The organism is Cobetia sp. 3AK, from assembly GCF_029846335.1.
In the GTDB taxonomy this organism is placed as follows: Bacteria; Pseudomonadota; Gammaproteobacteria; order Pseudomonadales; family Halomonadaceae; genus Cobetia; species Cobetia marina.
This window is the reverse complement of sequence record NZ_JARWKR010000004.1, coordinates 358,337-378,589: the sequence shown is the minus strand read 5'-3', so window position 1 is coordinate 378,589 and position 20,253 is coordinate 358,337. Positions and strand designations below refer to the sequence as shown.

At 61.8% G+C, this 20,253-nt stretch carries 19 protein-coding genes; 6 read left to right on the top strand and 13 right to left on the bottom strand.

All coding sequences use genetic code 11. The features are described 5' to 3' along the window. Positions 1-18: 18 nt before the first annotated feature. The 3 genes from QD228_RS08205 to QD228_RS08195 all read right to left on the bottom strand — a co-directional run bounded on the left by QD228_RS08205 (position 19) and on the right by QD228_RS08195 (position 3,823). Positions 19-1,920 (bottom strand): 4Fe-4S dicluster domain-containing protein, encoded by a 1,902-nt coding sequence (locus tag QD228_RS08205; protein WP_279875059.1) that lies wholly within the window; start codon positions 1,918-1,920, stop codon positions 19-21. 440 nt (positions 1,921-2,360) lie between these two features. Beyond that, positions 2,361-3,254 (bottom strand): DUF3306 domain-containing protein, encoded by an 894-nt coding sequence (locus QD228_RS08200; RefSeq protein ID WP_279875058.1) that lies wholly within the window; start codon positions 3,252-3,254, stop codon positions 2,361-2,363. Further along, a complete protein-coding gene (locus QD228_RS08195) occupies positions 3,251-3,823 on the bottom strand; it encodes a DUF3305 domain-containing protein (protein WP_279875055.1) in 573 nt (190 codons plus the stop codon). The genes QD228_RS08200 and QD228_RS08195 overlap by 4 nt, the downstream gene beginning before the upstream one ends. Before the next feature lie 347 nt (positions 3,824-4,170). Between QD228_RS08195 and QD228_RS08190 the strand changes: the two genes are divergently transcribed. Both QD228_RS08190 and QD228_RS08185 read left to right on the top strand, forming a co-directional pair. Beyond that, positions 4,171-5,058: a formate dehydrogenase accessory sulfurtransferase FdhD gene (locus tag QD228_RS08190; RefSeq protein ID WP_271302605.1), complete on the top strand. Its 888-nt coding sequence runs from the start codon at positions 4,171-4,173 to the stop codon at positions 5,056-5,058. Positions 5,059-5,084: 26 nt separating this feature from the next. Further along, the gene (locus tag QD228_RS08185) at positions 5,085-5,996 is read left to right on the top strand and encodes a helix-turn-helix transcriptional regulator (protein ID WP_279875054.1); all 912 of its coding nucleotides are present in this window, start codon (positions 5,085-5,087) and stop codon (positions 5,994-5,996) included. A gap of 146 nt (positions 5,997-6,142) precedes the next feature. Here the strand turns inward: QD228_RS08185 and QD228_RS08180 are convergent, their stop codons facing one another. Both QD228_RS08180 and QD228_RS08175 read right to left on the bottom strand, forming a co-directional pair. Next, positions 6,143-6,775, bottom strand: a complete 633-nt coding sequence (locus QD228_RS08180) for an XRE family transcriptional regulator (RefSeq protein WP_077376603.1) — start codon at positions 6,773-6,775, stop codon at positions 6,143-6,145. A 165-nt stretch (positions 6,776-6,940) separates the two neighbouring features. Next, positions 6,941-7,966 carry a histone deacetylase family protein gene (locus QD228_RS08175; RefSeq protein ID WP_176493879.1) on the bottom strand — a complete coding sequence of 342 codons (1,026 nt, stop codon included), beginning with the start codon at positions 7,964-7,966 and terminating at the stop codon, positions 6,941-6,943. A 193-nt stretch (positions 7,967-8,159) separates the two neighbouring features. Between QD228_RS08175 and QD228_RS08170 the strand changes: the two genes are divergently transcribed. The 4 genes from QD228_RS08170 to QD228_RS08155 all read left to right on the top strand — a co-directional run bounded on the left by QD228_RS08170 (position 8,160) and on the right by QD228_RS08155 (position 14,586). Beyond that, positions 8,160-11,066 carry a bifunctional acetate--CoA ligase family protein/GNAT family N-acetyltransferase gene (locus QD228_RS08170; protein ID WP_084208719.1) on the top strand — a complete coding sequence of 969 codons (2,907 nt, stop codon included), beginning with the start codon at positions 8,160-8,162 and terminating at the stop codon, positions 11,064-11,066. 307 nt (positions 11,067-11,373) lie between these two features. Next, complete coding sequence (locus QD228_RS08165; RefSeq protein WP_084208718.1) at positions 11,374-12,582, top strand: glycine betaine/L-proline ABC transporter ATP-binding protein; 1,209 nt, start codon at positions 11,374-11,376, stop codon at positions 12,580-12,582. Then, a complete protein-coding gene (locus QD228_RS08160) occupies positions 12,579-13,436 on the top strand; it encodes a proline/glycine betaine ABC transporter permease (RefSeq protein WP_077376591.1) in 858 nt (285 codons plus the stop codon). The genes QD228_RS08165 and QD228_RS08160 overlap by 4 nt, the downstream gene beginning before the upstream one ends. A 247-nt stretch (positions 13,437-13,683) precedes the next feature. After that, on the top strand, positions 13,684-14,586 hold the full coding sequence (locus QD228_RS08155) for a glycine betaine ABC transporter substrate-binding protein (RefSeq protein WP_077376588.1): 903 nt from the start codon (positions 13,684-13,686) through the stop codon (positions 14,584-14,586). Positions 14,587-14,760: 174 nt separating this feature from the next. Here the strand turns inward: QD228_RS08155 and QD228_RS08150 are convergent, their stop codons facing one another. The 8 genes from QD228_RS08150 to QD228_RS08115 all read right to left on the bottom strand — a co-directional run bounded on the left by QD228_RS08150 (position 14,761) and on the right by QD228_RS08115 (position 20,202). Then, positions 14,761-15,432 carry a pseudouridine synthase gene (locus tag QD228_RS08150; RefSeq protein ID WP_077376585.1) on the bottom strand — a complete coding sequence of 224 codons (672 nt, stop codon included), beginning with the start codon at positions 15,430-15,432 and terminating at the stop codon, positions 14,761-14,763. Positions 15,433-15,499: 67 nt separating this feature from the next. After that, a complete protein-coding gene (locus QD228_RS08145; protein WP_279875052.1) occupies positions 15,500-16,051 on the bottom strand; it encodes a hypothetical protein in 552 nt (183 codons plus the stop codon). 326 nt (positions 16,052-16,377) lie between these two features. Then, positions 16,378-17,028, bottom strand: a complete 651-nt coding sequence (gene pdxH, locus QD228_RS08140; protein ID WP_077376576.1) for a pyridoxamine 5'-phosphate oxidase — start codon at positions 17,026-17,028, stop codon at positions 16,378-16,380. Positions 17,029-17,100: 72 nt separating this feature from the next. Beyond that, positions 17,101-17,499 (bottom strand): AzlD domain-containing protein, encoded by a 399-nt coding sequence (locus QD228_RS08135; protein ID WP_136937841.1) that lies wholly within the window; start codon positions 17,497-17,499, stop codon positions 17,101-17,103. After that, complete coding sequence (locus QD228_RS08130) at positions 17,496-18,308, bottom strand: AzlC family ABC transporter permease (protein ID WP_279875051.1); 813 nt, start codon at positions 18,306-18,308, stop codon at positions 17,496-17,498. The genes QD228_RS08135 and QD228_RS08130 overlap by 4 nt, the downstream gene beginning before the upstream one ends. A gap of 454 nt (positions 18,309-18,762) precedes the next feature. Next, positions 18,763-19,170, bottom strand: a complete 408-nt coding sequence (locus QD228_RS08125) for a DUF2069 domain-containing protein (protein ID WP_279854516.1) — start codon at positions 19,168-19,170, stop codon at positions 18,763-18,765. Further along, positions 19,171-19,818: an NAD(P)H:quinone oxidoreductase gene (gene wrbA, locus QD228_RS08120; RefSeq protein ID WP_279875050.1), complete on the bottom strand. Its 648-nt coding sequence runs from the start codon at positions 19,816-19,818 to the stop codon at positions 19,171-19,173. Between the two features lie 24 nt (positions 19,819-19,842). Beyond that, a complete protein-coding gene (locus tag QD228_RS08115) occupies positions 19,843-20,202 on the bottom strand; it encodes an ArsC/Spx/MgsR family protein (RefSeq protein ID WP_084208713.1) in 360 nt (119 codons plus the stop codon). Positions 20,203-20,253: the final 51 nt, after the last annotated feature.

Sequence of the window (20,253 nt, the reverse complement as noted above, 5' to 3'; positions counted from 1 at the left end):
TCACTTGAAGGCATGGACTCAGACCTTGAGTTGAGCATCGGGATTGCGGGCCATTTCGTGCCAGATATCCTTCACGCGGCAATCGCTGCACATCTTGAGGCGCAGCGCACCGTCACCCTGGAAATAGGCGTGGGAGGCCAGCTTGGTCTGCATCGCCGTGATGGTGGCGGTGGAGCCGAACGGGGTGCCGCAGCTGATGCAGGGGAACGGCGTGTCCTGCTTGAGCAGGCGCGGTTCACGGCGCACCTCTGGTTGTGCGGAAAAGCCCGGCGTCAGAGTGATGACGCTCTCGGGGCATGACTGCTCGCACAGGCCACATTGCACGCAATCTCCCTCGGTGAAGGACAGTGCCGGAGAGGTGCGGTTGGCGGACAGTGCGCTGGTCGGGCAGACCGCGACGCAGGCCTGACAAAGGGTGCAGCCGTCGCTTTCGACCTGAATCGCGCCGAAGGGCGCACCGGCAGGCACCTCGACGGCGGTCTGCGCCAGGTCAGCGGCGGCCAGCGTGGCCAGGTGATCCAGTACACGATTCAGGCGCTCACGCTTGCCGGGTCGGGCATCCGGTTGACCCAACAGCCAGTCACGCGCGATCGGCAGGCCCGGCTGGCCGTCTTCTTCGCGATCGGCACCGGGCGCCAGCGCGATGCAGAGCGGACTGACGAGCGTCATGGGCGAGGCCGGCACGGCGGACTCGGTGATCAGCACGAGACGGGGGGAGCCCTGGGTGTCCGTGGCCAGTTGCATGCTTTCCAGCAACGCATTGCACAGACGCTGTTCCTGCTCGAGTTGCTGGTGCTGACCGGTAGGCAGTGTCCGAGGCAGTTCGACGATGACCTGGGTGGCGCCCAGCGCCAGCGCGGCCAGCCACTCGTCGTGCCCGGTGGCGCTGATTTCATCCAGTGCGATGTCCAGGCAGCGTTCCTGATCCTCAGGTGCCAACGGCGAGTGACGGTCACTGGCAGACTCGAGGCGGTAGCGCAGTATCGGCTGCGTGCCCCCTGCATCCTGATAGCGCTCAAGCAGACGCTGGATCTGTTCGAGACGCTGTTCGAGTGGCGGCTGGGTAAAGCTCAGCGCGCCGGTCGGGCAGGCACTCACGCAACTGGCGGCACCATGGCAGAGGTACGGGTCGATCTCGATATGCGCGTTGCGGCGTCCCGCCACGGAGAAGATGGCATCGGCGCTGCAGGAGGAAAGACAACGTGTACACCCGATGCTGCCCGCACTTGAATGGGCACAGATGTCGAGATTGACGTTGACGTAATTGGGCTTGTCGAAGCTGCCGACCAGACCGGCGAATTCTGTCGCCCAATGGGTCAGGTTCGTGATCTGATCGCCGCTCTCGACAAGGCTGGCGTCGCTTGCGAGACGATCCAGCTCGCCCAGCACCGTATCCTCTGCACGCAGATAGCCCGGCGGCGGAAGTTCCGCCTGATTGAGGGGCTGGTGACCCAGATCGGCGATCAGGTCGAAGGTCTCGACCTGTCGGGTACCTGTGGACAACAGTGCGCGCGCCAGATTGACCCCGCCAGACAGCAGCGTGAAATGGCCAAGATGGCCGCTCAGCGAGAGCGCCTCGCGGGTGCTGGCATGGGAGGGCAGTGCTTCGCTCGTCGTGATATGCCGCTCGTCGAGGGATACCAGAGCGCTGTTGTCCTGCTCGCTGATCAGCAGAGACAGTGACAGGGAGTGAGTGGCGGGCAGTGCCAGCATCAGGCTGGACAGGGCACGCAGGCGCGCTTCGCTGCCGATCAGCAGTGTGCGGCCCTGGCTGCGATAGCGGATCGGGGCGCTGCCGGCATCACTGGCCAGCAGTGGCAGGCTGGAAGCGGGGGAGGCTCCGAGCACTGCCGCCAGGGCGCGTTGGCGTGCTTGCTGGTTGAGCGCGCGCTGGGCGTTCTCGAGACTTGAACTGAGCATCCTCATCCTTATTTCGGTCGTGGCGGCTCCGCCCCTGCGCGCCTGTCAGGTGGCGCGGTGGACGGTTCCTGATCGCCGCTGATTCTCGAGGCTTGCGCCCGGTCAGCGGTCGAAGGTCATTCAAGGAAGTGCATGGGCTTCCAGCGACGTCTTGCGCCTGATGTCATCCGGATGATCCGCATGGCGGCATCATTGCGACTGGCTTCAGCATAGTCAGGGACTGAAGGGCCAGCGATGAGCATCGGGCGTAGACGGTCAGGTATCGGAAGGCAGTGCCGTTCTCTTGGCAGACGATACCTGCCTCTGTTGAGCGGATTCTTGCAGGCAGTGCGCCTCTCGCATCGGAGTGGAAGTCATGTGAGAGGCAAGGGAATGACCCCGCATGCCGAATACGGAGCTCGCGCTGGGTCATAATGTCTCAGTGCCTGCGGGTAGGCGTGTCATTCTGGTGGTTGGGGCGATCTGTGGGTGGGCCCATGTCCGTCAGCCGTGACGCCATCGGTCTGGTCCCATGCGCCTTGCCGTGCTTGCGTGTCATGCGCAAGGGCAGCATCAGTATCCGTGTGCTTGTCCTGCGCGTGCTCGCGATGGGTCTGTGGGCCGTGATCCGGTGATGTCTCATCCAGTGAGTCGAGACCTTGCTCATCCGTTGAGGGTGCAGCCTCCAGCGCCTCATCCTGCGGCTGATCTTCCGAGCCGTTGCTGGCGGCTACGCAATCAGCCTCGTCATCTTCCAGCTTCTCGAGTCCCTCTTCGACATCGCGAGTCCAGCGTCTCAGCGTCTCGGCCACACCTGCGGCGAGCGGACGCATCTGGGAGAAATCCTGATCGTAATCGTCCAGGCCATCGCGTAGGGAGTGCTCGCCTCCCATGAAGATGCGACGCAGGGCGCGTTGTCGCAGCGCCGGGTCCACTCCTGCCTGCATGTAGGCACTGATATCCGCATCCGGCAGCAGGGTGTCGGGGTCTGGCAGCTCCACGACGGGAGGGGGCTCATCTGCCTCCTGTGCAAGGGCCTCGGCGTCGGTCGTCTCACTGCCGCCTTCAGCGGACGTTTCGCCATGCCGCTTGCTGTCATGCCGCTCACTGTGCAGAGCATGGCCCGGCTCGTCCGATGCCTCGCAGGCCTCTGTTTCCGTGGGTGCGGTCTCAGTGGGTGCGGTATCAGTGGGTGCGGTGTCATTGGCCGTGGAGGGCTGTGCGACCGTCGCCAGCCCAACGGCGGCATCGGGGGAGTCCGTGGTCGTCCGTGAGGCTTCAGCGCGCTGCTTGCGGCGTGACCAGCGGGACAACAGGCCTTGCGAGGTATTGTCGCGGTCGTCGGAGTGACTCATGGCCCTTCCTTGCTGGCAGCATCAGTGTCCGGGTGCACGGTGTCGGTCTGACTGGCGCGCCCCGCCCCCTTGCGCTTCTTCTTCTTGCCTTCGTCGATGCGCTCACCATGCCGGGCGAGATAGCCCTCCAGCCAGACCATCAGGGCAGGAGGCATCGGGGTATCCAGTACCAGTTGGTCGCCATCCAGCCAATGCGAGGCCACTTCCTGGCAGGCGGTGACGACCCTTGGCTGCATGCCATCCGCTTCACGCTCTTCACACAAGACGAACAGGCGCGGCTGTTCGCAACGCAGGTTGTAACGATAGTCGGTGCGCTCGGTGAGATGCAGCTGCAGGGGCAGAGTGCGTTGAGGCTCCGGTTGCGCCGCCTGTTCAGGCGTCCGGGGCGTGGCCTCGCCGTGATCCGCGGGCGCGATCCGGGAAATCACCCAGGTGTCGAGAGTGAAGCGGCCGAGAGTCTGCTGCGAGGGGGCCAGGGTCACGGTCAGCCAGCGAGTGTCGTCAGGTCGTGATGACTCGCGTGAGGCGTCGAGTGCCGTGTCCATCAACGGGTCGGGTGGCTGGGTCATGGCGTATCTCTTGAGGGCGTTCTGGAAGTGGTTCAGGGGGTGACCCGAGTCGTGGTCGGCGGCGTATCGGGTCCAAGGCGAGTCTGTCATCAGCGCCGTGGCTTGCACGTTCACGAACATGCGACGCTCTACCGGTTTTAGCAAGAAGCGTGCCGCATGCGTCGAGAATTGCATGACGCGAGATCGCAATGGCTGCCGGATCAGGACAGCCTCTCGGCCTGACTGGTATTCTTTGAGCGCTGGGTGACGACGCATGCCGCAACCTGCATGGCAGGTTCGCCGTGTGGCGGCACCCTCCGGCATCAATTCGGCTCGAAGAGGGAGACCCCGACGCCATGAAAACCTCCATGCCTCCGGTCATCAGCAATGCTCGATTGCCCACCACGCTGGATATCGTCGTGATGGATGAGCGAGGCCAGCGCCAGACCCAGTCGATCGCTGCCGAGCGCGCGCTGACGATCTACCTCAACAAGCGTGAGATCGTCACTCTGATGACGCTGGGGGCCGAGCCTGAGGCGCTGGTCGCGGGCTATCTGCGCAATCAGGGCCTGTTGGGAGATATCGAAGACCTGGAGGCGCTGCAAGTGGACTGGGAGGTGGAAAGCGCCTCGGTGGTGACGCGCCATCTGCCGGAGGATATCGAGCAGCGACTGAGCAAGCGTACCGTCACCACCGGCTGCGGCCAGGGAACCGTCTTTGGCAATCTGCTGGAGCGTCAGACGCTGGAGGCGCTTGATGATCGCCCCTTTCAGCAGAGTGTGCTGTATCAGCTGCTGGCATCTCTCGCGGCCCACAATGCCACCTATCGCAAGGCGGGGGCGGTACATGGCTGTGCGCTGTGTCGGGATGATGAGGTGCTGGCATTCATCGAGGATGTCGGTCGCCACAATGCCGTCGATACCCTGGCAGGCCTGAACTGGCTTTCACCTGTGCGCGAGGACGAGACGGATTACCGGGGTGCCAATATCTTCTATACCACGGGGCGTCTGACCTCGGAGATGGTGCTCAAGGTGGCGCAGGCGGGCATTTCGGTGCTGGTCTCACGCTCCGGGGTGACCCAGAAGGGCGTTGAGCTGGCCAGCCGCTTCGGGGTGCTGTTGATCGCACGTGCCAAGGGCAGCCACTTCCAGGTGGTGGACCCTGCCGGTCGGATGATACTGGACGCCATCCCTCCGCTGCGTGCCGGTGATCAACTTCGTGAAGCCGGCAAGTCTCGCTCTGGAGGCGAGCAATGAATCAGCCTGTTTGCGGGGATGCGACGATGCATGACAACCCCTTTCTGACGGTCCATGAGGTCGCACGACTGTTGCACCTCAATGAAAAGAAGATCTATCAGCTGGCCAGTGAGGGCACCATGCCGGCCACCAAGGTCACCGGCAAATGGCTTTTCCCGCGGCGCCTGGTCGAGCAATGGATTCTGGAGTCCAGCCATCATGGGGTGCTGGCGGATCGCTTGATGATCACCGGTAGCGATGACCCCTTGCTGGCAGCGCTGACGATGCGACTCAACCAGCAGCACGATGGCAGTGCCTTCTATGGCATGAGTGTCACCGGGACGCGCCTGGGGCTGGATCTGTTGAGTCAGGGGCGTGCCGATGTCTGTGCCATCCACTGGGGGCGTGCCGAGGAAGCATCGCTTCGCCATCCGGCCTTGGTCCGCGGGCACGATGGTTATCGTCAGTGGGTATTGGTCCGGCTGGCTCGGCGCACCCAGGGGCTGATCATTCGCCAGGAAGATCGCCACCTGCCGATCAATCCCGGTGGCCTGTTCGGGTCTCAACGGCGCTGGGTAGTGCGTCAGGAGGGGGCCGGTTCGCAGCGCTTCCTGCAGGAGTGGCTGTCCGGCCATCAGATGCGCCCGGAGCAGCTCAACACCCTCGCCATCGCCTACTCGGAGCGAGAGGTCGCATCACTCGTCGCGCGCGGGGAGGTGGATGTCGGGCCGGGGACGTTATCGGCCGCGAATGAATTCGGTCTCGGTTTCGTGCCGGTCTGTGAAGAGGCCTTTGATCTGGTCGTGCCACGCAATGTCTACTTCCGTGACCTTTTCCAGGGCCTGCTGGACTACCTGTCCACGCCCAATGGCATCCAGCTGGCACAATCGTTGGGAGGGTATGACCTGCGTGAATGTGGTCAGCTCATCTGGCGAGGCGACGCCGCCCAACATGACTGAGTCAAGATCGCCCGCTAGCACCAGGCTAAACGGTGATGATGTAGGCGCTGTCTTTACCTCGCCAGGTCATTGTTCTGGCGAGGTAAAGATCTTTCACGTCACATGCTTCTGGAGAACAGTTTAGCGTTGCGCCAGTGGGCGTATCATCAATCGGCGTCGTTGCGCGTGCAGACCGACAGCACTACGGCATCGTCTTCGCTGGTGGAAACCAGAGCATGGCCCATGTCGGAGTCGAAATAGATGCTGTCTCCATCCCCGAGAGGCAAGGGTTCATAGAACTCGGAATACAGCAGAATGCTGCCCTCCAGCACCATCAGGAATTCCTCGCCGTCGTGGCGCACCCAGTCGGGAAACTCCTCGAAGCTGCGAGCGCGCACCCGGGTCTTGAAGGGAATCATGCGTTTCTGAGCCAGCTGCCAGGAAAGCAGCTCATGTTCATAGGTCGGGGTCGGGTGGCTCTTGCCTTCACCGAGGCGCGTCAGATCACGTCTGCCCAGCGTGCCGCTCTGTCGCTTGGGAGGACTCAGCAGTTGAGGAAGGTCGATATTGAGACCATTGATCAACTTCTGGACGGCGGTGAAGGTGGGGGATATCTGTTCGTTCTCGATCTTGGACAGCGTAGAGCGTGCAAGCCCGGTACGCTGGCTGACGTCCTCGAGGGTCCAATGATTGGCGAGACGGATCTGCTTGACCCTCTCTCCAAGCTTGAGGGGCTCAACGAAGGCCTTGCGGCCGGAAGCGATCCGGACCGCGGCATCCTTGTCAGTCGGTGTACTCATGGGAAGCTTCGCTGTGGTCGATGGCGGCGGGAGTTCACAAGTTTACTATTGGAAACTTTTTCGCCAGCTTATCACAGCAAGGAAATCACGGTGTAGCTGAGCAAGGCATCGACGATGCTCCTGGCGACAGGGGATGCGTCTCTTGAGCTCGCATGCCTGGGTCACTCAGAACAGCGGATGATCACGCTCATCTGGCCTTGCATGAACTTTGGGTGACGCGTGCGCGGCTGGCGGCGAATGACGCAGGGATACCCCGTCCTCCATCGGCAGACCCGCCAGTGCCTTGACATGGGCTTCAGTGCTGCGTGCCAACGCTTCCAGGCAGTAGCCGCCTTCCAGTACCGAGACGATACGTCCCTGACAATGGCGCCTGGCCACGTCCATCGCCAGGCGCGTGATCCAGTAATAGTCGTCGTCCTCGAGACACAGTTCTGCCATCGGATCCTCACGATGCGCGTCGAAGCCTGCCGAGATCAGGATCAGCTCCGGCTTGAAATCATCAAGCTTCTTCAGCCATTGCGCTTCGATGGCATGGCGAAAGTCCAGCGAACCACAGCCTTCTGCCAGCGGGGTATTGTGAATGTGCTCCCAGCGGCTCTCGAGATAGCGCCAGGGGTACATGGCGTTCTGGAACGATGAGCAGACCAGCGTGTCGGGGTCATGCTTGAAGATATCTACCGTGCCGTTGCCCTGATGAACATCGAAATCGAGGATGGCGATGCGTCTGACACCGTACTGCTGGCGGGCATGCAGCGCGCCTACTGCCACGTTGTTGTAGAAGCAGAAGCCCATGGCATCCGCGCGTTCGGCATGATGGCCCGGTGGGCGCACGGCACAGAAGACGTTGTCTGCCTGATTGCGCATCACCTGGTCGACCCCACGCACGACGGCCCCTGCCGCGAGACGTGCCGCCACCAGGCTATCTGCACACATCACGGTGTCCTCGCTGAGCGCCAGCAGCTGACCTGCCTGGGGCGGGCACTTGTCGAGAGCCTGCAGGTGGCGCATCGGATGGACTCTTGCCAGCTGTTCCAGCGTGGCAGGGCGTGCATCGTATTGCTGGACATGCTGAATCACGCCGCTCAATGCCAGCTGACGCTGGATGGCCTGCAGGCGCAATGGGCTCTCGGGATGTGTCGGACCCATGAAATGATTGCCACAGTCGCTATGAGAGATATAAGAGGTGATCATCGGCATGTGCCTGTTTGGCTGGGCGCTAGACTGAGGATAGTTCGAAACCTCACAGTAAGATTCACTGGTAGGCACGGATAGTGGCGGATGGTCTACCTTCTCCAGCACCTGCCGGCTGCTGTTCAGGCACTCACTTTCGCGGCATGCTGGTGGCATCGCGCATTGGATGCGCACCGGCTGACAGGACACCTCCATGGGGATGCGATTTCTGCGCAATTTCTTCGAGCCCACCAGTATCGCGGTGATCGGGGCCTCGGAAAAGACACACTCACTGGGCGGCCAGGTGCTGAGAAACCTGCTGGAAGGCGGGTTCAAGGGCACGCTTGTCGTGGTGAATCCCAAGGGCTATGACACGGTGCATGGAGTGCCCTGTGTGCGCCGGATCAGTGAGCTGGACACGATGCCGGACCTCGCCATCCTGTGCTCGCCTGCCGAGACCTTGCCGCGCATCGTCGAGAAGCTGGGGCGTCGCGGCGTGAAGGCTGCGTTGTTGATCTCCGGAGGAGTGGCACCGTCGCCGGCAAGCTCCCTGGCCCGCGTGACGGAAAAAGGGCTCGGAATGCTTGCCCGGCGTGAGCCTGTGGCCCCCGACCACGCGCGACTGCGCATCCATCCGGATCAGGAGAGTCTCAACAGCCGTCTGCTCAAGGCGGCACGTGGCAGTGGAATACGTCTGCTGGGCCCGGAGTGCATGGGGGTCTGCGTGCCCAATCGGAATCTGAATGCCTCCTTCAGTGGTCAGCCTGTCGCCAAGGGCAAGGTCGCCTATCTGGGGCAGTCGGGGATGCTGGGCAATGCCATGATCGACTGGGCGGCGGGGCGCGGTATCGGCTTCTCCCATCTGGTGACGCTGGGAGACAGCGTCGACGTGATGCTGCCTGACCTGATTGATTACCTGAATCAATATGGGCATGCCCAGGCGCTCCTGCTGCATCTCGAGCGCATCCATGACTCGATGCACTTCATGACTGCGCTGCGCGAGGCCTCTCGCAACCGACTGGTATTGGCGATCAAGAGCGGTCGCACGCCCGAGGCCGACCTGTTCGGGACTCACGTCACCCCCGGCATCCCCAATCGCGACCAGATCGTGGACGTCGCACTGGCGCGTGCTGGGGTGGTACGCGTCAATGACAGCGAGGACATGTTCGATGCCCTCGAGACGCTCAACCGCATGAAACCGCTGCGGGGCGATCGGCTGGCGATCGTCTCCAATGGTCTCGGGCCGGCCCTGTTGGCGATCGACAAGCTGATGGCGGGAGGCGGCAAGCTTGCCGAGCTGAGCAAGGAGAGTCGGGATGCGCTGCTCAAGGATCAGCTGGATGTCAGCCTGCCCGGTCGCAATCCGGTGGATCTGGGGGGCAATGCCACGCCCGAAGACTTCGTTGCCGCAGTCAACATCGTGGCCAATGATCAGGGAGTCGATGCGGTGCTCGTCGTGCACGCGCCGACAAGACTTGCACCATCCAAGGACACGGCCGAGGCCCTGATCACGCATCGCAAGCAGTTCCGGCGCAATCTGCTGACCAGCTGGATGGGGCTCGAGCAGGCGCTGGCGGCACGTCATGCCTGCCACGCTGCGGGTATCCCGACCTATCTCTCACCCGAAAAGGGCGTCAAGGCCTTCCTGCAGATGGTGGATTACCAGCGGGTGCAGTCCCTGTTGCAGCAGACCCCGCCGAGCCTGTCCTTCACCACCAGCGCCGAGATTCGCGCCCGAGCACATGATCTGGTGCACAGCGCTCGGCGTGCCGGTCGTGAATGGCTGACCCATTCTGAAACGGCTCAGGTACTGGAGACCTATGGCATCGCGACAGCTGCCAGTCATTATGTGTCTGATGCCGCCGAAGCCGCGCAGGCCATTGCAGCTCTCAGGCAGGCGGCTGGCAAGGAAGACGCCGAGATGGCAGCGGGGCCCTTCGCCTTGCGGGTGGTCCACGAGCACAACAGCCAGCCCTTCCGCTATCGCCGCTTCCCGCAGCGTCTGTCTTCTGGCGTGGTCCAGGATCTCAATGGCCCGGAAGACATCGCCCTGGCCATGCGTCGCATCACCAGCAAGGTGAGCGAGCGCGATGACGAGCGGGGACGCAGCGGCAGCGAACGCACCCGCATCCATGAGTTCTGCCTGCAGCCGATGCGCCGCGGCAAGCACTCGCTGCAATTGAGTGCGGGCATCACGCGTGACGAGGAGTTCGGGCCGGTGGTGGTCTTCGGGCTGGGGGGCTACAAGGTCAACGTGCTGGTAGACCGCCAGGTTGCCTTGCCGCCTCTCAACATGACGCTGGCACGCGAGCTCATCTCGCGCAGTCATGCCTCGCGTCTGATCGAGGAGCACTCGCCGGACCCCGAGCGGGATATCGCGCGCCTGTGTACCTTGTTGATCAAATTGTCGCAGTTGGCATCGGATTTGCCTGACATTCGAGGGCTGGAGATCAATCCGTTGCTGCTCAATCGTGATGAGGCCGTCGCGGTGGATTTCACGCTGGATCTGGGCAAGCCCGCGCGCTTCGCCATCATGCCGTACCCGGAAGAGCTGCGGGAGTGGGTGCGGCTTGAGGATGGCACCGAGGTGGAAGTGCGGCCGATTCGTGCAGAGGATGCGCCATTGATCACCGCTTTCCATGCCAGATTGTCCGAGGAAAGCATTCGTTTCCGTTATTTCCATCACAAGGCTTCCCTGACGCAACGCGATCTGGCGCTGCTGGCCCAGATCAATTATGACCGCCAGATGGCATTCATCGCCGAGCGTGAAGTCAGTGAGCAGGAGGAGGGCGGCTCACGTCGTGAAATGCTGGGAGTGGTGCGGGTCTGGAATGACCCTGACAACATTCGCACGGAGTTCTCGGTGATCATTCGTGATGACCTGCAAGGTGAGGGGATCGGACGACTGTTGATGGAAAAGATGCTGCGCTATTGCCGTTCGCTGGGCACTCTCGAGATGGTAGGCAAGATCATGATGGACAATCACCCGATGCGTGCACTGATGAAGCATCTGGGGTTCACCTGTCGTTACAACATGGAGGAACAGGTCATCGATGCGAGCATCCGACTCAATGAGCCCACCAGTGATTGGCAACGCCTGAGACTTGAATCCAAGGCCTGATGCGCGCGTGTCAGGGCATGATCGGTGGTATGCCACCTTCGTCGTATAAAGCTGTGTTGTTGTTTGAGTGAATATCAATAACTCTGTATCATTATTTTAAATATAAGAATCCTTTATGGAAATTGGCGCAGGGAATGACGTGGCATTCTGCTCAGTATCAGGCAGTGTCATGACGGGTATCTCCCGCATGACGGCCTGATTGGCGCTATGCCACCCTCAGCGGCGCAACCTCGTGAAAGCGCGTTGCCTGCCGTGTGACTGATCAAGCCTGTTCACGCTTCCCTGTGCACTCACAACAGGAAAGCCAATGACTGACACTCGCGATGTGAAGATCCGGGTGCGCAACCTGAGCAAGGTGTTCGGTAACCAGCCTGACAAGGCGCTCACTCTGCGTGACCAGGGACTCAAACGTCCTGAAATTCTGGAAAAGACCGGCCAGACACTGGGCCTGTCCAATGTCGATTTCGATGTGATGGAAGGTGAGCTGCTGGTCATCATGGGGCTGTCCGGCTCCGGGAAGTCCACCTTGATCCGTTGTCTCAATCGTCTGATCGACCCGACAGAAGGCGAGATCCTGATCGACGGTCAGGACGTGGCCAAGCTGGATGAGAAATCGCTGCTGCGCTGTCGTCGCAAGCACTTCTCGATGGTCTTCCAGAACTTTGCGCTCTTCCCTCATCGTACGGTTCAACAGAATGCCGAGTACGGCCTTGAAGTGCGCGGCGAGGCGAAGGAAGTCTGTTTCCAGCGCGGGCGTGACGCACTCAAGCAGGTAGGACTGGACGGGTGGGAGGATGCCTATCCCGATCAGCTGTCCGGCGGTATGCAGCAACGTGTCGGGCTCGCACGTGCATTGGCCAATGATTCTACCGTCCTGTTGATGGATGAAGCCTTCTCGGCACTGGATCCGTTGATCCGCAAGGACATGCAGCAGGAGCTGCTGGCGCTGCAGCACAAGATGAAGAAGACCACCATCTTCATCACCCACGATCTGGATGAAGCCCTGTCCATCGGTGATCGCATCATCCTGCTCAAGGATGGTGAAATCGTCCAGATCGGCACTCCCGAGACCATTCTCACCGAGCCCGCTGACGATTATGTCGCGCGCTTCGTCGAAGGCGTGGACATGTCGCGGATTCTGACCGCCCAGTCCGCCATGACGGATGTCCGTGCCACCGCGCGAGACGATGATGGCCCCCGTACGGCATTGCGCAAGATGGGAGAAAACGGCCTGGACAGTCTCTTCGTGGTGCGCCGCGACCGTACCGTTCTGGGAATCGTGACGGCAGAAGATGCCGAGCGTGCCGTGCGTGAGAATCTCACGGATCTCTCCAGTCTGATCCACTCCGATTGCTGTCGGGTCTCGCCTGATGAGCCCTTGCACAACCTGTTCGCGATGTTTGCCGGCCATCACCACCCGCTGGCAGTCGTGGATGAGCAATCGCGCTTGATGGGAGTCGTGGTCAAGGGATCCGTACTGGCTGAGCTGGCCGAAGCAGGGGAGGCGCATGCATGAGTGAATCGACAGGTTTCACCATTCCGAAGATAGAGCTGGGTGACTGGATCGAGGCAGGGCTGGATTACCTGACCAACAATTATTCCAGCGTGACCCGCGCCATTTCCAAGTTCACCGAGACCGGCATCGGTGCGCTCAACGACGCCCTGATGTGGATGCCCCAGTGGGCCTTGATCGCAATGGTCGCGCTGTTGTGCTGGCGGCTGGCGGGAACGCGCCTGGCGATCGGTTCCATCCTGGGCCTCGGCCTCATCTGGAATCTGGATCTGTGGGATCCGATGATCGAATCGCTCACCCTGGTGGTCATCGCGACGCTGGTGGCCGTGGTCATCGCCATCCCCTTGGGCATTCTGGCGGCGCTGTCGGATCGCTTCTATCGGGTCATCATGCCGGTTCTGGATTTCATGCAGACGATGCCGGCCTTCGTCTATCTGATCCCGGCCATTCCCTTCTTCGGTATCGGGTCGGTCTCGGCGATCTTCGCTACGGTCATCTTCTCGATGCCGCCGGCGATCCGTTTCACTACCCTGGGGATTCGTCAGGTGCCCAAGGAGCTGATCGAGGCCGCAGATGCCTTCGGGTCCACCCGTCGCCAGAAGCTCTTCAAGCTGCAGCTGCCCCTGTCGCTGCCGACGGTGATGGCCGGCATCAACCAGACCATCATGCTGGCCCTGTCGATGGTCGTCATCGCGGCCATGATCGGCGCCGATGGTCTGGGCAACGAAGTCTGGAAGGCGATCCAGCGTCTGCGTCCCGGAGATGGGTTCGAAGCGGGTATCGCGGTGGTGATCCTGGCCATGCTGCTTGACCGCCTGACCCAGACCTTGAGCAAGGAAAAGAAGTCACGCTCCTGAGGTGACTCACCTCGACCCACAAGCCGGCACCGCCTGTCGTGCCGGCTTGTCCCATCTCTTCAGGGCGTTTCTTGCCCACATTTCTGCACCGCGACACATTCTCCTGTTCTTTACACGTTGCATGGGGATACGGCATTCGCGGCAGCCAGTCTTTCTGCTGGTCCTGTATTGATGAAAGGCTGACCTGATCGGCGATCAGGCAATTCTCGCCCTAAGAAATAAGTAGATTCAAATAAAGGGGAAGTTGATGAATAAGCAAGGTACTTCACGTAGCCATCTGACCATCACCGCCAAGGCACTGTTGCTGGGGGCCGCCATGTCATCCTCGGTGGTCGGTGTCAGCGCGGCGCATGCGGCAGGTGACAAGGGAGATGTCACCCTGGCGTATGTCGAGTGGTCCTCCGAGGTCGCCTCCACCAATGTCGTGAAAGCGGTGCTGGAAGCTCAGGGCTACAACGTCGAGCTCAAGGCGCTGTCCGCCGCCGCGATGTTCCAGGCGGTCGCCTTTGGTGATGCTGATGGCATGGTCGGTGCGTGGCTCCCCACGACCCATGAAGACTACATGGCCAAGGTCGGGCCCAAGGTCGAGGACCTGGGAGTCAACCTCGAGGGCACCAAGCTTGGCCTGGTGGTCCCGGCGTACAGCAAGCTCGAGTCCATCGAGGACATCACCTCGCATGCCGACGAGATTGATGAGCGTATCGTCGGTATCGAGCCAGGCGCCGGCCTGACCCGACTCACCGAGCAGGTGCTAGAGGATTACGATCTCGAGGATATCGACCTCACGACCGGTAGCGGCGCGACCATGACCGCAGCGCTGAGCAATGCCATCAAGGGCGAGCGGGATATCGTGGTGACCGGCTGGACCCCCCATTGGATGTTCGCGCGCTGGGACCTCAAGTACCTGGAGGATCCCAAGGGTGTCTATGGCGGTGCCGAGGAGATCCATACCCTGGCACGCAAGGGGCTCAAGGAGGACATGCCGGAGGTCTACGCGATCCTGGACAACTTCGCCTGGACCCCGGCGGACATGGGCGAGGTGATGCTCAACAACCAGGAAGATGATGCAGACCCCTACGAGACGGCCAAGGCGTGGGTGGAAAGCCATCCGGATATCGTCAATGAGTGGCTGCCGGCAACGGCTCAGTAACCTCATCGTGATGGCAGCGGTCTAGTCCACCTCGGCCTGCCATCAATGTGAGTAAGACCAAGACGAGACGCCCCCGCAGGCTTGCCTGCGGGGGCGTCTCGTCTATCAGGGTCGTCTATCTGTCTCACCATCCGTCTCACCATCCGACTCGCCGATGCGGGACGTCAGCGACGCTCAAAAGGGGCAGGGGCTGCGGACTTGCATGCGCTCGCCGCTGACCGGGTGATCGAAGGCGATCATCTCGGCATGCAGCATCAGGCGCTCGGCCATGAAGAAGGCTTCATCACTGGCATACAGATCGCAGCCCAGGATGGGGTGGCCCAACTGCTGACTGTGGATGCGCAGCTGGTGGGTGCGCCCGGAGACGGGCGTGAATTCGACCCGGGTACGCCTGGGGGCCTCGAGCCGCTCAAGCACGCGATAGTCACTGATGGCGGTCTTGCCTGTCTCATGGCAGATCTTCTGCAACGGGAACTGATCCACGTCCTTGGCAATCGGCAGCGAGATCCGTCCACTGTCCTGCTCGACGTGTCCCAGCAGCATCGCGCGGTAGGACTTGTCGATGGTCCGGGCCTGGAACTGGCGCGTCAGGTTGCCGTTGGCCGGCTTGTTGAGTGCCACCAGCATGATGCCTGAGGTGCCGAGATCCAGACGGTGCAGCAGCTTGGCGGTCGGGTATTCCTTGACCAGCCGATGGTGCAGCGAGTCCAGATTGAGCGGATGCTTGCCCGACAGGCTCAGCAGACCACTGGGCTTGTGGATCAGCAGGATGTCCTCATCCGCGTAAAGCACCTTGTAGGTCTCATGACATGGCGGAACGATGAACGGGTCGGCTTGTGGCTGCATGGGGTCTCACAGATGACGATGGGCGGTTCGACGGTGATGGTCGGCAAGGCGGGTGACGAGCTCGCCGTCACTCGTCAGGCAGCGGGGAGGCCAGCAGATCGATGTCTTCCCAGTGATACTCGTATTCCTCCTCCTCGGTGTCGTCGGGAGCTCGCCCGATGAACAGGCTGGCGGTGAAAGCCCGCACGAAGATCACCTCGCTGCCATCCAGTGCCGCAAGGCGCTCGCCTTTCCTGAGCTTCTTGATCTTGCGCTTGCGCGCCGCGACATCCTCACGCGCGGCGCGGGTCGCCTCTCGCCACTGGGCGGCAATCTCACCGGGGGCAGTGGACTGCGCCAGGAGTTCCGGTGGGCATTGCAGCGGAATATCTGGCGTGCCTTCATCCCGGATATGGTATTCCCAGCGGCTGGGGTCACCCTGTCGGGGAGCCTGCATCAGATGCTGGCGAATGAAGGTATGACCATGGGGATGCTCCAGCACGGTGTAGAGCACATTGCCGACCACGGCGTGATCCACCAGCGAGATGCCATGGTGATCGGAAGGTGTGTAGCTTGCCAGCAGGCGATCTACCAGCGTCTGACGAGCCACCTTGGGTGTTGCACTGTCGTCCCAGGCCATGTGGCCTCCCTTCCTGTAAACATGTGACGGTGTATGCAGAACATGAGCCGTGCAGCTGTCGCCGACCTGAGCATGCCCTGCACCGAAAAGCCGGCCATTGTCTGTTCTGGCACGGCGCAGGGCAAGTCATGCTTGATCTCGCATGCCGCGTCGATGGGGCGCATCGCGGGTGCCGCATGGCGTGATGTGAGGGGCATGGCGAGAGGGGCATGGTGCGAGGGGCATGGCGTGAGGGGCATGCGTGCTTCGATCAGCACGCAGGCGCCTTCACGCAAAAGGCCCCGCCATGGCGGAGCCTTCGAGAGCGTGTGGCGATCAGGTGCCACTCACGGTGCGAGCATCACCTTGTGCCACTCATTGTCTTCGGTATCCAGACGCTGATAACGGACCCGGTCGTGCAGGCGTGATGGCTGGCCCTGCCAGAACTCGATCATCTCGGGCACCACGCGATAGCCACCCCAGTGCTCAGGGCGCGGGACATCACTGTCGGCATAGACCTTCTCGAAGCGGCCTTGTCTCTCGCTGAGCCAATCGCGATCCGGAATCTCGACGCTCTGCTGCGAGACCCAGGCGCCCAGCTGGCTTTCCTTGGGACGGGAGGCGAAGTAGTGGTCCGAGGTGGCGTCCGAGACCTTCTCCACGCGACCCTCGATACGGACCTGGCGCTCCATGGCAGGCCACCAGAACGTCAAGGCCGCATGCGGCACATTGGCCAGTTCGCTGCCCTTGTGGCTCTGATAGTTGGTATAGAAGATGAACCCTTGTGCGTCGTATCCCTTGAGCAGCACGATGCGCGCGTGCGGCTTGCCCTGGCTGTCCACGGTGGACAACGTCATCACATTGGCATCGTTGTCATCGGCGGAGAGTGCGCTGGTCAGCCATTCCTGAAACTGCTCGAAGGGTTCGGCCGGGGTGTTGTCAAGATTCAGGCCATCACCGGAGTAGGTTCTGCGCACGTCAGCGATATCGCGATTCATGGTGGGCTCCCTTGATGAATTGCTCATGTAATGTAAGGACTGTGTACCGTCGAGCGCCAGATCGCAAGGGCCTCAGGCCTGTGCCATGGGGCCGAGCTGTACCCACGCCATGTAAAGACCGGTACCGACGGCGATGGAGAGCAGCGCATTGCGTCGCCAGAGGTGAAGGCCGGCCACGCAGGCGGCGGATATCAGCATGCCGGCCCCTTCGGCCTGCATCAGCCAGTCGCGCCAGAGCTCGCTGCGAGCGAGCGTGGAGGGCAGATCACGGGGGAAGTCGCCGGGCAACGACATGGCAGACAGGGACACGATGATCAGCACGACCATCACGATGGCCGGCAGATAGCGACCCATGTGCAGGATCAAGGGATGTGCGGAATGACGTGAGAGAAACAGGAAGGGGGTCACGCGTGTCGCGAAGGTCGCCAGCGCGGCCACGCCGATCAGCAGCAGTGCCTGGGTCGTTGTCATCGTGTCCGGCTCCCGTCGCTCAGAGAGCGCTGTTGATGGAGGTAATGGCCGAGCAGAAGGACACTTGCCGCGGCGATGCTGCCGAGCAGCAGTTGGTCTTGGGGCAGCACCCATAGCCCCGCCAGGGTGATCACCAGGCCCAGCAGGAAGGGCCAGCGTTCCCGCAATGCGTACCATTGCTCGATGCCGAGCACGACGAACAGGGCAGTGAGGGCAAATTCGATGCCGCTGCTGTCGAAGGTAAGCTGGCCGGCCGCCAGTCCCAGTGCGGTCCCCAATACCCACCACAGCTGGTTGAGCGCCGTAATGCGCAGCATCAGACGCTGATCATTGCGCCTGGCGGCCTTGTCATCCCGCTCACCGCTGCGCGGCAGGCTGGATAGCAGCGAGTAGGTCTCGTCGGTGAGACCGAAGATGAGATAGAGCTTGGCGATTCCGGCCTCGCGGAAACGTTCCAGCAATGACAGGCCATAGAACAGGTGGCGTGAGTTGAGCAGCAGGGTGGCGACGGCTACCTCCGTGACACCCGCTCCAGCGCCCAGCAGAGCGACCGCCAGGAACTGCCCGGCACCCGCCAGGATGATCACCGACATCAAGAGTCCCAGCCAGGGGCTCAGGGGTAACTGGGTGAACAGCACCCCGAAGGCGGCTCCCAGCGGGATATAGCCGAACATCACCGGTAGCGTCTGACGCAGCGCCTCACGCCATGCGCTGGCCGTGGTGATCGATTCAGGCTCGGCCATCTCCAGGGAGTGCGCACCGTCGTCGAGGGTGCGTGTCACGCCATCGGTGGTGGGTGTCGTAGGCATGAGGCGTACGGGGTTCCTGTCGGCTCAATGGGCATTGGCATCACGCAAGGCTGCGTGACGACCCGATCCCGAAGGGGGTCAGACGCATCAGCATAGCGTGACGATGAGGGTGTGGCGATGCGGCCAAGGTGGCACTCTGCAGTGCAATCCTCTGGATTCTAGCGCCAATTGCCCAGCAAGCCACCGTCGAGCGCTGATCTGTCATTGGAATCCTCCGCGCATCTTCAAGGGATAAGCGCCGAGGCCGAGGAAAAGGGGAAGAGAAAAAGAGAAGCGGAAAGAGATAGCGGAAAGAGATAGCGGCAGGGACAGAAATGAGGGAAGGGGCAGAAAATTCGAAAGAATCGCCGGTCGTGCAGACAAAGCGCCAGGCCTGATGACAGATAGCGCCCAGGGGCGCTATCTGTCAGGTCCTCGTCGGCGGCCTTTTACCCCATGGGGGTGCTGGCCCGCATCACGACTGAGGCTGACGCTTCAGATTGCGCGAGCGAAATCGAGCATACGCCATGCTGGCGAGGAACAGGCCAAGTGCCGCCAGCGCCTCCAGTACGCCGATCACCCCATGGCCGGGTACGCTGGCCAGCATCACGCCCTGCATGAGATAGAGCAGGCTGACGAAGGCCAGCCAGACGTGGCCGCGGGCGCGACGAGTCAGCACGGCGGGCAGGAAAAGGGCAATGGGCAACAGGCGAATCAACAACGGCACCAGGCCGGTGTTGTCACTCTGGGCCATCAACTGGATGCCACCTACCAGCAGGATGATGGCCAGGGCCGCGAAGCTCACGATCACGCCGCGGCGGCTCTTGGCCTCGAGGGTGTCGAGGCCCTGTTCACGTTCCATTCGTTCAAGCCAGGCGCGCATCTATCGGTTCTCCCTGAGGGGTTGCATGGCGAGGGCCAGACGCGCAATGCGCTTGCCTTGTGCGACGGCCAGGCGTCTCTCATGGTCGTTCACGTCATTGTCACCGCGCTTGCCGCTGACATGGGTGGTGCCATAGGGCGTGCCGCCCTGGGTGGTTTCCAGCAATTCAGTGGCACTGTAGGGCACACCCGCATAGACCATGCCGTGGTGAAGAAGAGGCACCAGCATGGTCATCAAGGTGGTTTCCTGACCGCCATGCAGTGAGCTTGAGGCACTGAAGGCGGTGGCGGGCTTGTCGATCAGTGCCCCGTTCATCCACAGCTCGCTGGTGGAGTCGAGGAAGTACTTCAGCGGAGCGGCCATGTTGCCGAAACGGGTCGGGCTGCCAAGTGCCAGGCCTGCACACTGACGCAGGTCATCGAGGGTGGCATACATGGCACCGCTGTCGGGGATTTCCGGCGTGGTCTGCTCGCAGGTCGTCGAGACTTCGGGGACACGGCGCAGGCGGGCCTCGATTCCCGGAATGGACTCGATGCCAGCGACGATCTGTTCCGCCAGGGTCTGGGTCGTACCGTGACGCGAGTAATAAAGCACGAGCACATAGGGTGTCGTATCGGGGGACGTACTGGAATGGGTGTCAGCTGACATGGGCGTCCTCAGGTCACGAAGGGATCAGGCGTCGTCGAGCAGGGCGAGTACATCCTGCGGTGGTCTGCCGATGATGGCGCGCTTTCCGTCATCGAGAATCGGGCGTTGCATCAACCGGGGCGTGGCAGCGATGGCGTCCAGACGTCGTGCATCATCGGGTTCCTCAAGGGCGAGCGCCTTCCAGTCACTCTCGTTCTCTCGCGTCAGGGCTTTCGCCCCGCCTTCGAGTCGAGCGGCCAGCGCACTCAGCTGCTCACGGCTCAACGGGGTGTCCAGGTAACGAATGGTCTCGAATTCGTCGCTTTTCAGGCGTGACTCCAGCAACGCGAGGGTTTCGCGTGACTTGGAGCAGCGCGGGTTGTGATAGAGTTTCAGCATTGGCATGACTGTCTCCGTTTCCGGACAGGCGGTAAGGCGAATGGACTGTGCCGTCAG